12 protein-coding genes and 1 riboswitch are annotated in these 13907 nt (G+C 67.2%); of the genes, 8 read left to right on the forward strand and 4 right to left on the reverse strand.

Annotation, left to right across the window (positions count from 1 at the left end; all coding sequences use genetic code 11):
* The first annotated feature begins 24 nt into the window (after positions 1-24).
* The 8 genes from EH231_RS07865 (at position 25) to gcvP (ending at position 7840) form a co-directional block, all read left to right on the forward strand.
* Positions 25-357, forward strand: coding sequence for a small basic family protein (locus EH231_RS07865; protein ID WP_003882035.1), 333 nt, complete (start codon positions 25-27; stop codon positions 355-357).
* Position 358: 1 nt separating this feature from the next.
* Positions 359-1291, forward strand: a complete 933-nt coding sequence (locus tag EH231_RS07870) for a DUF881 domain-containing protein (protein ID WP_420891955.1) — start codon at positions 359-361, stop codon at positions 1289-1291.
* A gap of 37 nt (positions 1292-1328) precedes the next feature.
* Positions 1329-1724 (forward strand): glycine cleavage system protein GcvH, encoded by a 396-nt coding sequence (gcvH, locus tag EH231_RS07875; protein ID WP_036449745.1) that lies wholly within the window; start codon positions 1329-1331, stop codon positions 1722-1724.
* 189 nt (positions 1725-1913) lie between these two features.
* On the forward strand, positions 1914-2393 hold the full coding sequence (gene garA, locus EH231_RS07880; protein ID WP_090433156.1) for a glycogen accumulation regulator GarA: 480 nt from the start codon (positions 1914-1916) through the stop codon (positions 2391-2393).
* Between the two features lie 3 nt (positions 2394-2396).
* Positions 2397-3146, forward strand: coding sequence for a transcriptional regulator FtsR (gene ftsR / locus EH231_RS07885; protein ID WP_090433157.1), 750 nt, complete (start codon positions 2397-2399; stop codon positions 3144-3146).
* Positions 3147-3269: 123 nt separating this feature from the next.
* Positions 3270-3764 carry a bifunctional nuclease family protein gene (locus EH231_RS07890; RefSeq protein WP_044518823.1) on the forward strand — a complete coding sequence of 165 codons (495 nt, stop codon included), beginning with the start codon at positions 3270-3272 and terminating at the stop codon, positions 3762-3764.
* Between the two features lie 255 nt (positions 3765-4019).
* Complete coding sequence (locus EH231_RS07895) at positions 4020-4640, forward strand: MerR family transcriptional regulator (RefSeq protein WP_090433159.1); 621 nt, start codon at positions 4020-4022, stop codon at positions 4638-4640.
* Positions 4641-4756: 116 nt separating this feature from the next.
* A riboswitch (glycine riboswitch) is annotated at positions 4757-4855 on the forward strand.
* 153 nt (positions 4856-5008) lie between these two features.
* Positions 5009-7840: an aminomethyl-transferring glycine dehydrogenase gene (gene gcvP / locus EH231_RS07900; RefSeq protein ID WP_124712193.1), complete on the forward strand. Its 2832-nt coding sequence runs from the start codon at positions 5009-5011 to the stop codon at positions 7838-7840.
* A gap of 30 nt (positions 7841-7870) precedes the next feature.
* On the opposite strand, the gene EH231_RS07905 is transcribed toward gcvP, so the two are convergent.
* The 4 genes from EH231_RS07905 to EH231_RS07920 form a co-directional block, all read right to left on the reverse strand.
* The gene (locus tag EH231_RS07905; RefSeq protein ID WP_090433163.1) at positions 7871-8296 is read right to left on the reverse strand and encodes an EVE domain-containing protein; all 426 of its coding nucleotides are present in this window, start codon (positions 8294-8296) and stop codon (positions 7871-7873) included.
* A gap of 43 nt (positions 8297-8339) precedes the next feature.
* Positions 8340-10631 (reverse strand): substrate-binding domain-containing protein, encoded by a 2292-nt coding sequence (locus EH231_RS07910; protein WP_124712194.1) that lies wholly within the window; start codon positions 10629-10631, stop codon positions 8340-8342.
* Between the two features lie 55 nt (positions 10632-10686).
* On the reverse strand, positions 10687-12897 hold the full coding sequence (locus EH231_RS07915) for a malate synthase G (RefSeq protein WP_124712195.1): 2211 nt from the start codon (positions 12895-12897) through the stop codon (positions 10687-10689).
* 78 nt (positions 12898-12975) lie between these two features.
* The gene (locus EH231_RS07920) at positions 12976-13902 is read right to left on the reverse strand and encodes a 3-methyladenine DNA glycosylase (protein ID WP_090433169.1); all 927 of its coding nucleotides are present in this window, start codon (positions 13900-13902) and stop codon (positions 12976-12978) included.
* Positions 13903-13907 lie beyond the last annotated feature (5 nt).

The raw sequence follows: 13907 nt of genomic DNA on the forward strand, positions 1-13907 counted from the left end.
GACGTGCACAGGATTGACCGTTAGATGATCGGGATCGTCGCACTGGTCGTCGGGATCGTGCTCGGGTTGGTATTCCACCCGAGCGTTCCCGAGTTCGTCGAGCCGTATCTTCCGATCGCCGTGGTGGCCGCACTCGATGCGGTCTTCGGCGGGTTGAGGGCCTATCTGGAGCGGATATTCGACGCCAAGGTGTTCGTGGTGTCGTTCGTGTTCAACGTGCTGGTCGCCGCGTTGATCGTCTACGTCGGCGATCAATTGGGCGTCGGTACCCAATTGTCGACGGCGATCATCGTGGTCCTCGGCATCCGGATCTTCGGCAACGCCGCAGCGCTGCGGCGCAGGTTGTTCGGCGCCTGACATGAGCGAACCCGAATCTCCGCCCCCGCCCGAACCGGACAAGCCGGTCGGCACCCCCGAGCCGGACCAGCCCGAAGCGCAGCCTGATGCCCAGCCCGCGGCGCAGGCCGAACAAGCGCCGCCGGAAGCGCAGCCGGAACATCACGCCGAGCACCATGCCGAGCACCACGGCCGCCATGAGATGCCCGCGGATGTCTCGCCACGCCGGTTCCGGAATCTTCGCATCGCGCGCCGCAGCCGTTCGCAGCTGATGTTCGGCGCCCTCGGGGTGTTGCTGTGCATTCTGCTGGGCATGGCGATCGTCACACAGGTTCGCCAGAACGAGTCCGGAGATTCGCTGGAGACTGCCCGGCCGGCGGATCTGCTGGTGCTGCTGGATTCTCTGCAGCAACGTGAGGGCTCGCTCAACACCGAGGTGGCCGATCTGCAGCGGACCCTGCAGCAGTTACAGGCCTCCGGCAGCAGCGATCAGGCCGCGATCGAGAACGCGCAGTCCCGGCTGGAGGCGCTGTCGATCCAGATCGGCACCGTGGCTGCGACGGGTCCCGGAGTGACGCTCACCATAGAAGACAACGCGCCCGGGGTGCCTGCCGAGACGATGCTCGATGTGATCAACGAGCTGCGTGCCGCCGGGGCCGAGGCCATCGAGATCCGCGGTGGCGATCAGCAATCCGCGGTGCGGGTGGGCCTGGACACCTGGATCATCGGTGCGCCCGGGGCGCTCACCGCCGACGACGTGACCCTGCGGCCGCCGTATTCTGTTCTGGCGATAGGGGATCCGCCGACGCTGGCGGCCGCGATGAACATTCCCGGCGGGGCAATGGACAGCGTCAAGCGCGTAGGCGGCACGATGGTGGTACAACAAGCCGAGCGTGTCGACGTCACCGCCTTGCGGCAACCGAAACCGCGCCAATACGCTCAGCCCGTCAAGTGAGTCCAGCAACCCATCGCCCGACAACCAAAGGAGCGCCGTGAGCGAGATCCCAGCCGACCTGTACTACACCTCGGAGCACGAGTGGGTACTGCGTACCGGTGACGACACGGTGCGCGTCGGCATCACCGATTACGCGCAGTCCGCCCTGGGCGATGTGGTGTTCGTGCAGCTGCCCGACGTCGGTGCCCAGCTGGCCGCGGGCGATGCGTTCGGCGAGGTCGAGTCGACCAAGTCGGTGTCGGACCTGTACGCCCCCGTCGCGGCGAAAGTCGTTGCGGTCAACGGTGATCTGGACGGCAGCCCGCAGCTGGTCAACTCCGACCCCTACGGCGAAGGCTGGCTCGTCGATCTGCGGCTCGAGGAGGGCACGCTCGAGGACGCCCTCGCCGGTTTGCTCGACGCGGACGGCTACCGCGCCGCCGTGACCGAGTAAGTAATTGTTAGGGTTTCCACGGCCGGTCGCCAAGACCGGTTGGGCCGTGCCCGGCGCGCAGATATCTTCCCCATCGGATCCGGCGGTGGTGGACCCAACGATGCCTGATGCGCGGTACGGTCGACATGAGACCGACGATGGGCTGGGGCCACGCCGGGCAACGCCACAGCAGCCAGTGAGGAGCAGCGGGTGACGGACAAGGACAGCAATTTGGGGGCCGACCAGTCGGAGGACGTGACGGTGGAAACCACATCGGTTTTCCGCGCGGACTTCTTGAACGAACTGGATGCGCCCGCAGCGGCCGGTACCGAAGGCGCCGTATCCGGTGTCGAGGGCCTGCCCGCGGGTTCGGCATTGCTCGTCGTCAAGCGCGGACCGAACGCCGGGTCGCGTTTTCTGCTCGATCAGCCGACCACGTCGGCGGGGCGCCACCCGGACAGCGATATTTTTCTCGATGACGTGACGGTGAGCCGGCGACACGCCGAGTTCCGGTTGGAGAGCGGCGAGTTCCAGGTTGTCGACGTCGGCAGCCTCAACGGAACGTATGTCAACCGCGAGCCGGTCGATTCGGCCGTTCTCGCCAACGGCGACGAGGTGCAGATCGGGAAGTTCCGGCTGGTGTTCCTCACCGGTCCCCGGTCTGACGACGACAGCGGCTCCGCCAGCTAGCCGATGACTGCCCCCGACAGACCTGCACTGGCCGGGATGTCGATCGGCGCAGTGCTGGACCTGCTGCGGGGCGACTTTCCGGACATCAGCATCTCCAAGATCCGATTCCTTGAGGCAGAGGGACTGGTCACGCCGCAGCGCACCGCGTCGGGGTACCGGCGGTTCACGGCGTACGACTGTGCGCGGTTGAGGTTCATCCTGACCGCCCAGCGTGACCAGTACCTGCCCTTGAAGGTGATCAAGGCCCAGCTGGACGCTCAACCCGACGGTGAGTTGCCCCAGGTGGGATCCGCCTACGGCGTGCCGCGTCTGGTGCCGGTATCCGAGGGCGGGGACGGCTCGGCGGACGGCGCTGCCGGTGTTTCAGCGGTGGCGCCGCCCCAGGTCCGGCTGTCCCGTGAAGATCTGTTGGCCCGGTCGGGCATCGACGACGAGATGCTGGGGGCGCTGGTGCGCAACGGCATCATCACCGCCGGGCCGGCCGGGCTTTTCGATGAACATTCCGTGGTGATCGCGCAGTGCGCGCGCGCCCTCGGTGACTACGGTGTCGAGCCCCGACACCTGCGGGCGTTCCGCTCCGCGGCGGACCGGCAATCTGACCTGATCGCCCAGATCGCGGGCCCGGTGGGCAAGGCGGGCAAGGCCGGAGCCCGCGACCGCGCCGACGATCTGGCGCGTGAGGTGGCCGCCCTGGCGATCACCTTGCACACGTCGCTCATCAAGTCCGCCGTACGCGACGTTCTGGATCGCTGAGGACTAGACTCGTTTTGACGGCCAGTTCGTCTACGTCGGGACCCCTGGCAATGTGGTGATGGCGGACGGTGCGACGGACGAAGATTCGACGAAACGGCACGGCGGTGCGGAGGGCAGGCACAGATGGCTGAGGTTCGCGTGGTCGGCATTCGGGTGGAACAGCCGCAGAACCAGCCCGTGTTGCTTTTGCGGGAATCCAACGGCGATCGCTACCTACCGATCTGGATCGGGCAGTCGGAGGCTGCCGCGATCGCGCTGGAACAGCAGGGCGTCGAACCCGCCCGGCCGCTCACCCACGACTTGATCCGAGATGTCATTACCGCCCTTGGGCATTCGCTCAAAGAGGTGCGGATCGTCGACCTGCAGGAAGGCACTTTCTACGCCGACCTGATCTTCGACCGTGACATCAAGGTGTCGGCCAGGCCTTCGGATTCGGTGGCGATCGCCCTGCGTGTCGGCGTCCCGATCTACGTGGAGGAGGCGGTGCTGGCCGAAGCCGGCCTGCTGATTCCCGACGAGAACGACGAAGAGGCCGCCGGCACCGTCCGCGAGGACGAGGTCGAGAAGTTCAAGGAATTCCTGGACAGCGTTTCACCGGACGACTTCAAGGCCACATGACCGCCGCCCGCGCCGCTGCGCCGTCGCAGATCACGGATACGTCTCAAGTGCGCATACCGGTGTCAACACGCGGCGCGGGAGCCAATCGGGCAGGAATTCGGGCGCCATACTTTCTCTACAGCGGGCAATCAGGGCTCGGCGGGAAGCGTATGCTCGACACATTCGAGCTCGCAGCAAACCGCCGCGGCACAGGTGGCCGCGGTACATGACGTAGCAGTACGACGCGGGCGAGTTCGAACGGCGAGAGGATTCACAGTGGGTGACACGCCACGGCAGGAAGAGCTGGATCTGACCACCGGGAGCGGCGCGGAGCCGCCTGTCAGGCCGGCTGGCGAACCCGTGCAGGGTGGGCTGTTCCCCGACGATTCGGTTCCTGACGAACTCGTCGGTTACCGCGGTCCCAGCGCGTGCCAGATCGCCGGGATCACCTACCGGCAGCTCGATTACTGGGCGCGTACCTCCCTGGTGGTTCCCTCGATCCGGGGCGCGGCCGGTTCGGGCAGCCAGCGCCTCTACTCGTTCAAGGACGTTCTGGTCCTCAAGATCGTCAAGCGGTTGCTCGACACCGGTATCTCGTTGCACAACATCCGGGTCGCGGTCGACCACCTGCGCCAGCGCGGCGTGCAGGATCTGGCCAACATCACCCTGTTCTCCGACGGCACCACGGTCTACGAGTGCACGTCGGCCGAAGAGGTTGTCGACCTGCTGCAGGGCGGTCAGGGCGTGTTCGGCATCGCGGTATCCGGCGCCATGCGTGAGCTGACCGGCACCATCGCCGATTTCCCGGGTGAGCGTGCCGACGGCGGCGAGTCCATTCCATCCCCCGAGGATGAGCTGGCGTCGCGGCGCAAAAGCCGCGACCGCAAGATCGGCTGACCCTCCCTCCCGACCAGACACCTAGGTGCCCCGTATCCGGTGATGCGGGGCACCTGCGCGTCGGTTCGCGGCTATGCGGAGAAGCCGGTGGATGCCCGGTAAGATGAGGGACGCATCGCCCTCGCGCGGGAGAGCTTCGTGACAGCCAGCCACGGACGCCGAAGGAGCAATACCTCTCCGTCAACCTCTCAGGCACCCAGGACCGCGCCAGGCCCCGATGCCTCTGGAAAGTGGTGCCCGCTGGGCACCCGCCCATGGGGAAAAGTCCTGTACCGGGACTGAATCTCTCAGGCGCCCGGACCGGGTCGACGACAGAGGGAGAGGGACGCCTAGGACGTCTGAGCACGTCTGCGCCTCAGGGGAGTGTCGTGTCCGACCAGCATCAATCGCGTTTCTCCGATCGTCACATCGGCCCGGACGCCTCCGCCGTGAGCACCATGCTCGAAGTGATCGGCGTGGCATCCCTCGACGAGCTCGCTGCCAAGGCGCTTCCGGCGGGCATCCTCGACGCGCTGTCGTCCGGCGGTGTCGCCCCGGGGCTGGAGGGTCTGCCCGCGCCGGCCACCGAGGAGGAGTCACTGGCCGAGCTGCGCGCGTTGGCCGACTCCAACACGACCGCGGTCTCGATGATCGGTCAGGGCTACTTCGACACCTTCACTCCCGCCGTCCTGCGGCGCAACATTCTTGAGAACCCCGCCTGGTACACCGCGTACACGCCGTATCAGCCCGAGATCAGCCAGGGCCGTCTCGAGGTCCTGCTGAACTTCCAGACCATGGTCTCGGATCTGACCGCACTCGAGGTCGCCAACGCCTCGATGCTCGACGAGGGCACCGCCGCGGCCGAGGCCATGACGTTGATGCACCGCGCGACCAAGTCCAAGGCGAATCGGCTCCTGGTCGACACCGACGTGTACGCGCAGACCGCGGCCGTGCTGGCCACCCGGGCGGAGCCGCTCGGCATCGAGATCGTCACGGCCGATCTGCGCCAGGGACTTCCGGAAGGCGAGTTCTTCGGTGTCATCGTGCAGCTGCCCGGAGCGAGTGGGCGTGTCGTGGACTGGGCGAGCTTGGTCTCGGATTCCCATGAGCGTGGCGCGCTCGTCGCCGTCGGTGCCGACCTGCTGGCACTGACCGTGATCACGCCGCCGGGCGAGATCGGCGCCGACGTGGCCTTCGGAACAAGCCAACGGTTCGGCGTGCCAATGGGATTCGGTGGACCCCACGCCGGCTATCTCGCCGTGCACGCCAAGCACGCCCGGCAGTTGCCGGGCCGGCTGGTCGGCGTCTCGGTCGACGCCGACGGCGCGCCGGCCTACCGCCTGGCGCTGCAGACCCGCGAGCAGCACATCCGCCGGGACAAGGCGACCAGCAACATCTGTACCGCACAGGTGCTGCTGGCGGTGATGGCCGCGATGTACGCCAGCTATCACGGCGCTCAGGGACTGACTGCCATCGCCCGCCGCGTACACGGCCACGCCTCGGCGATCGCCGGCGCGCTCGGCGATGCGCTGGTGCACGACAAGTACTTCGACACCGTGCTGGCCCGGGTTCCCGGACGCGCCGACGCGGTGGTCGCGGCCGCCAAGGCCAAGGGGATCAACCTGTGGCGTGTGGACGCCGATCACGTCTCGGTGTCCTGCGACGAGGCGACCACCGATGCGCATGTGGCTGCGGTCGTGGAGGCGTTCGGTGTCTCCGCCGCCGAACCGGTGTCGGCAGGCATCGTGACGCGGACCTCGGACTTCCTCACGCACCCGGCGTTCAACAAGTACCGCACCGAGACCGAGATGATGCGTTATCTCCGGGCGCTGGCGGACAAGGACATCGCGTTGGACCGCAGCATGATTCCGCTGGGCTCCTGCACGATGAAGCTCAACGCGGCCGCCGAGATGGAGCCGATCACCTGGCCCGAGTTCGGCCGTCAGCACCCGTTCGCGCCGGCATCGGACAACCCGGGACTGCGCCAACTTATCGCCGATCTGCAGGGCTGGCTCACCGGGATCACCGGCTACGACCAGATCTCATTGCAGCCCAATGCCGGTTCGCAAGGCGAGTACGCCGGATTGCTGGCGATCAAGGCCTACCACGTCTCACGTGGAGACACCGATCGCGACCTCTGCCTGATCCCGTCGAGCGCGCACGGCACCAACGCGGCCTCGGCAGCACTGGCCGGCATGCGCGTCGTGGTGGTGGCGTGCCGTGAGAACGGCGACGTCGACCTCGACGACCTGCGCGCGAAGATCGCCGAACACGCGGATCGTGTTGCGGCGCTGATGATCACCTACCCGTCGACGCACGGGGTGTACGAGCACGACGTCGCCGACATCTGCGCGGCGGTGCACGATGTGGGCGGACAGGTCTATGTGGACGGCGCGAACCTCAACGCGCTGGTCGGCCTGGCGCGGCCGGGTCGCTTCGGCGGTGACGTCAGCCATCTGAACCTGCACAAGACGTTCTGCATCCCGCACGGCGGCGGCGGTCCCGGTGTCGGGCCGGTCGCGGTGCGGTCGCATCTGGCTCCGTTCCTGCCGGGCCATCCGCTGGCCGACGAACTGCCCGATGAGCACACCGTGTCGTCGGCACCGTACGGGTCGGCGTCGATCCTGCCGATCACCTGGGCCTACATCCGGATGATGGGCGCCGAAGGTCTGCGCGCGGCGACCCTGACCGCGATCGCGTCGGCCAACTATGTGGCCCGCAGGCTCGACGAGTACTATCCGGTCCTCTACACCGGCGAGAACGGCATGGTCGCCCACGAGTGCATCCTCGACCTGCGCGGGATCACCAAGGCCACCGGCGTGACCGTGGACGATGTGGCAAAGCGACTGGCGGACTACGGCTTCCACGCACCGACCATGAGCTTCCCGGTGGCCGGCACGTTGATGGTCGAGCCGACCGAGAGCGAGAGCCTGGCCGAGGTCGACGCGTTCTGCGACGCGATGATCGCCATCCGCGCCGAGATCGACCGGGTCGGCTCGGGGGAGTGGTCGGTGGACGACAACCCCTTGCGCGGCGCCCCGCACACCGCCGAGTGCCTGCTGGTGACCGACTGGGACCACCCCTACACCCGCGAGCAGGCTGCCTACCCGCTGGGCAAGGGATTCCGTCCCAAGGTCTGGCCGCCGGTGCGGCGCATCGACGGCGCCTACGGTGACCGGAATCTGGTGTGTTCCTGCCCGCCGGTCGAGGCGTTCGCCTGACGGCCCCTGCGGCTGCCGGTTGTGCCGCCCCTATCGGGGCGACGGTGTCATCGCCGAACGGATGAGCTCGAAGTCGTGTCGGTCGATGCGGAACAGGCCGAACCGGAACCGGTAGCCCCAACGGCGCTTGTCCTCGATGAAATCGAGTTCGTCGATGAGTGGCCGGATGGGTGTCTCGACGCAGTCGGCGAATGCCACATGGCGTCGGTACGGATGGAAGTCGGGACTCATCTCGACTTGGTAGGGCTCGTCGTCGGTGACTGTTCCGAGGGCCGTGAAAGTCTGCAGCACAGCTCCGTCGGGGTAGTCCGACTTGGGTGAGTAGAAGATGATCTCGTCACCACGACTGAGCCGACGCACCCCGTCGGCCTTCCCGTGGTTGGCCTGCGTGAAGCCTCCGGCGACGCCCCGCAGTACATGCGCCCGGGTGATCGTGTTGATCCAGTACGCGGTCACAGCGCCACGTTAACCGTGACGTGTGACATCGCCTGATCGCGGATCAGCCCAGCAGGGTGTTGACGGCGGTGGTCAACTCGGGTGAGGCCGAGCTGGAGATGTGTTGGTAGGTGCCGCTACTGGCCTGTGCGACAGCCTCCCAGGTGGCCCGGTCGGAGCTGCTGCCGAAATCGATCACGTTGACCGCGATCGGGCGCGCGGGGTCGAATGCGCCGCGGATGTACTCCTGCAGCCCGGGCCCGTCCAGGCTCTGATCGGTGTGTGGCCCGGTGGTGATCACCAGAATCGAGTTGGTCTGGCCCTCACGGTACTTCGACAGTGCCTCGGTGTAGAGCATCCGCAGCGTGGTGAACGACACCGCACCGCCACCGGACGCGGACTGTTCGTCCAGCGTCGAGGTCAGCGCATCGGAGCGGCGTTGACCGCTCACCGGTTCTGCCAACGGCCCGGTCGAGATCTCGGAGCGGCCCTCGGTGCCGTCGAAGGTCCACAACCCGACCGAGGCGGTGTCCGGCATCGCCTTGAGCCGGCTGTCGAGCGCGGCCACGACGTTGGCCAACCGGGACTTGCCGCCCTCCTCGGTGGGCATCGACTGGTCGAGCATGATGGTGACCGCCGGATTTCCCGACGGCGCGGCCGTCGAGTTCGCCAGCGTCACCCGCATGGTGTTGTCACCGATCGACAGCGGCGCCGCGAGCTGGGAGAAGCCGGTGACGTCGCTGGACGGCGGCGTCGTTCCCTCGGCGCGGAACCCGGCCTTGGCGAGCTCGGCCAGCTGCTCCGGCTTGCGCAGATAGCGGGCGAACTCGTTGGCCGCGGTGACCTGTTCCTTCTCCAGCCAGTCTCCGGCCAGCAGCACCGTCGGGTAGTCGGCGGTGGCGGTCGGTCCGGGCGGCAGCCAGCCGGCCAACGAGGACTTGGCGTTGTCGAGCGAGGTGCCCCGCTGGAAGATCTGCTGTTCGGTGGTGGCCACCGCGTGCACCGGCGCGGTCGCCGGATCGGAGGCATTGAGCAGCGCGTCCATGGCGGTTCCCAGCTCGGAGTCGTCGAGTTTGGGCTGCCCGCGGAGCAGGCTGTTGACACCGCTCATGCCCGAGGTCGCCGGTGCGCCCGCGGGGGCAGATGCCGCGGCGACGGCCTCGACGGCCAAGGCGGCGGCATCGCCGTTGCTGTGGGTCGGCAGTGCGAGTTTGAGTGTGCCCCAACCGGGTAGCTTGAGCGCGTTCATCGCGGCCGGGCTGCTCTGCAGTTGCGGCAGGGTGGCCCAGGTCTGTTGTGCCAGTGCGTCCTTGAGCTGCGGACGGACAGCGAGCAGAACCGGTGAGGTGACCAGGGAGCGGCTGTCGCTGACCGTCTTGGCGCCGGCCGTCGCCTCCAGTCGCGCCTCGGCGATGCTGCTCGCCGGAATCCACAGCGCCGGACGGTCGCCGAGCTCGCTCGGCCACGCGTTGGCGAAGCCACTGACCACCCGGTCGGAATCGGCGGACTGGACGCGCACCTTGACGCAGCGGTCACCCACGGGGCTGACCGACTCGTTGTAGGTGTTGGCCAATCCCTCGATGCGGGACGAGATGGTCGGGTCTGCGATAACGGCGACCCCGAGTTCGCCGTCGACGCAGCGCGCGGCCGCGGCATCGCTGCGGCCGGCGAGTACGTCACCGAAGAACTTCCACAGGATCATCGCGCCGACCACGGCCACCACGGTGCACAGCGCGACGATCACGCCGATGCTGACACCCCTGCGGCCGGACTGAACGGCGCGGTGGCTGCCGGTCCACTCACCGTCCCAGTCGCCGCGCTGGCGACTCGTCGGGGTGGCCGGGGGTGGCGGTTCGGAAACCGCGCCGAACTGCGCGGTCGGTTGATCGTCGGCGTAGTCGTCGCCGTCGGAATACTCGCCCGCGTACTCCGCGGCATAGCCGTCGTCGGCATCGGCGTACTTGCCGCGATAGCCGTCGACGTATTCGTCTTCGTAGCCCTCGTCGTCCCCGGTGTAGTCGCCTTCGTCGTACTCGGCTTCTTCGTAATCGGCGTACTCCGAATCGCGATAGTCGGATTCGTAGTCGTCGTCACCGTCGGCGTACTGGGGCGTGCGGTAATCGGGCTCGGCCCGGTACCCCCGGTCGTCCCGGTAGTCAGGCCCTTCGAGGTACCCGGGCGCATCCCGGTACCCGCGATCGACCTGACGCCCGGGCGTGTCGAATTCGTCTCCGGCGCGCCCTGACTGGTCGCCGCGGGGACGCTCGTACTCGCCGGAGTAACCGGAGTCACCGACGGGCCCGTGGTCGGGCCCGTCGGGGGCATCCTCAGGGTCGGGAATGCTGTGCCTGCCCATTCCTAACCCCTGTACGTCTCGCGCCGACTAGTCATCCGGACCCGCCGAAGTCTAATCACTTCCCGGCGGTGCTCGCTTTGAACTCGCGGCGGCGGCGGTGCAGGATCGGCTCGGTGTAGCCGTTGGGCTGCTGAGCTCCGGCCAGGATCAACTCCTGCGCCGCGCCGAACGCGATGCTGGCATCCGGGTTGGGCGCCATCGCCAGATAGTCGGGATCGCCGGCGTTCTGCTCGTCGACGACCGCGGCCATCCGGCGCAGGCTGGCCTTGACGTCCTCTTCGGTGATGACGCCGTGACGCAGCCAGTTGGCCAGCAGCTGGCTGGAGATCCGCAGTGTGGCGCGGTCTTCCATGAGCGCGATGTCGTGGATGTCGGGAACCTTCGAGCAGCCGACACCGGCGTCGATCCAGCGGACCACGTAGCCCAGGATCGACTGGCAGTTGTTGTCCACCTCTTCGTGGATCTCCTCGGGCGACCAGGTCAACGAGGAATCCGCCAGCGGGATCGTCAGCAGATCTTCGATCGTGGCGCGCTTCTTGCCGGCCAGCTCCTTCTGCACGGCCTCGACGTCCACCTGGTGGTAGTGCATCGCGTGCAGGGTGGCGGCGGTCGGCGAGGGAACCCACGCGGTGGTGGCACCGGCCTTCGGCTGACCGATCTTCTGCTCGACCATGTCGGCCATCAGATCGGTCATGGCCCACATGCCCTTGCCGATCTGGGCCTTGCCGGCCAGGCCGGTGGCCAGGCCCACGTCGACGTTGTTGTCCTCGTAGGCCTTGATCCACGGCTGGGCCTTCATGGCGCCCTTACGGATCATCGGTCCGGCCTCCATCGAGGTGTGGATCTCGTCGCCGGTGCGGTCCAGGAAGCCGGTGTTGATGAACACCACGCGGTCGGCAGCGGCCTTGATGCTGGCCTTCAGGTTGACCGTGGTGCGACGCTCCTCGTCCATGATGCCGACCTTGAGGGTGCCGCCGGGCAGGCCCAGCACATCCTCGACGCGGCCGAACAGCTCGCAGGTGAAGGCGACCTCGTCGGGGCCGTGCATCTTGGGCTTGACGATGTAGACCGATCCGGTGCGGCTGTTCTTCAGCGGGCCATTCGCCTCATCGTCCTTGAGCCCGTGCATGGCGATCAGGCCGGTGAACAGCGCGTCCTGGATCCCCTCGGGGATCTCGTTGCCGTCCGCGTCCATGATCGCGTCATTGGTCATCAGGTGACCGACGTTGCGCACGAACAGCAGGCTGCGTCCGGGCAGGGTCAGCTCACCCTCGCCGTCCGGGGTGGTGAAGGTGCGGTCGGGGTTGAGGACGCGGGTGAAGGTCTTGCCGCCCTTGGCGACCTCTTCGGCCAGGTCGCCCCTGTTCAGGCCCAGCCAGTTGCGGTAGCCGAGCACCTTGTCGTCGGCGTCGACGGCGGCCACGGAGTCCTCGAAGTCCATGATCGTGGTGATCGCGGATTCCAGCACGACGTCCTTGATGCCTGCGGGGTCGGTAGAGCCGACGGGGGAGTCGGGGTCGACCAGAATCTCGATGTGCAGGCCGTGGTTGGCCAGCAGCACGGACCACTGCGGCTGCCCCAGCTCACCGGTGTAGCCGACGAACTGCTCGGGAGTGGCCAGGCCGGAGGACAGCCCGTCGCCGTACTCGACGAGCAACTGGCCGGCCCCGTCTTCGTGGACGATCTTGAGACCGGTTGCCTCGGCCCAGGTGCCCGCGGCCAGCGGCACAGCCTCATCCAGGAAGTTGCGCGCGTAGGCGATCACCTTGTCGCCGCGGACCTTGTTATAGCCCGTGCCCTTTTCGGCGCCGTCCTGTTCACTGATGACGTCCGTGCCGTAGAGCGCGTCGTACAGCGAGCCCCAGCGGGCGTTGGCGGCGTTGAGCGCGAAGCGGGCGTTGAGGATCGGCACCACGAGCTGCGGACCGGCGGTCGAGGTGATCTCGTCATCGACACCGGAGGTGGTGATGGTGAAGTCGGCGGGCTCGGGCAGCAGGTAGCCGATATCGGTGAGGAACTGCTTGTAGGCGTCGGGGTCGACAGGCTCCAGCACGTGAGCGCGGTGCCACTTGTCGATCTGCGCCTGCAGATCGTCGCGACGGGCCAGCAGGTCCTGGTTCTTCGGGGTGAGGTCAGCGACGACCTTGTCCACGCCGGACCAGAAGCTGTCCGGGTCGACGCCGGTGCCCGGCAGTGCCTCGTTCGTGATGAAGTCGTGCAGCACCTGCGCGACGCGCAGGTTTCCGACAGTCACGCGATTGGTCATGCGCGTTTCCTCCCTCGGCTCCAGGCACCGTGCGATGCCTGCCGTTTATCCAGCTTACCCATTGGTAACGTCGGCCTTTCAGCCGTCCAGCCTGGTGAGCAACTGCTCACACCTGTTTGCCAGAGTGACCCGCAACGGAGCCGCCCGTTCGGCGATGCGCTGTTGGGCCCTGACGTATTCGGCACGCCCGGCCGGTGTTTCGATGGCGATCGGCTCGAAACCATAGCGCTTCAAGTCGTATGGGCTGGCACACATGTCGAGTGCCCGCGCGTCGGCCGCCAGATCGAGCGCGTCCATCACCAATTCCGAAGGCACCAGAGGGCCCAGTTTGTAGGCCCATTTGTAGGTGTCCATGGCGGCGTGGATGCAGCCGGGCTGCTCGGCGTCGATCTGGTGCTCCCGGCTCAGTTGCCGGTCGTTGCGGGGAACGGCGGCGTCGGTGAAGAATCGGAATGCATCGAAGTGACTGCACCGCAACGGCATCGACTCGACAACGGCATCGGTTCCGGCGGTGCCGAGGCGCAGCGGAACCTGGTCGTGCCGTAGCTGGGGAGTCCGGTAGACCATCGCCCATTCATGTAGGCCGAAGCAGTTCATCCGGGGTGCCCGCGCGGCGGTCGCGCGCATCAGCCGCGCGACGAATCGGACCGTCTCGATGCGTGAGCTCAGGTAGTCGGCCCGCACCGTCACACCGTGCGGGTGCGGACCGTACCCGGTACGGCTCAGATAGGAGGCGGCGTTATCGCCCTCGAGTACCACCCCGAAACCCGGATGCCATCGCCGCAGCTGCCGGGGACGGAGGCTGTAATAGGTGAACAGGAAATCCCACACCGGATGCGGTTCACCGGCGTGTTGGCGGCGCAGGTGCGGTGTGAGGAATTCGTCGGCGCGTCGCCGGTGTGATTCAGCTCGTTCCGCCCAGTCCGGGGCCGCCAGAACTTCTTCGGCTTCGGCGATTCCCGGAAGGGTCAGTCCAGCCGCGTGAGATCCAGCGCGTCCTTCCATGTCTC

It is taken from the genome of Mycolicibacterium nivoides, assembly GCF_003855255.1.
Taxonomy (GTDB): Bacteria; Actinomycetota; Actinomycetes; order Mycobacteriales; family Mycobacteriaceae; genus Mycobacterium; species Mycobacterium nivoides.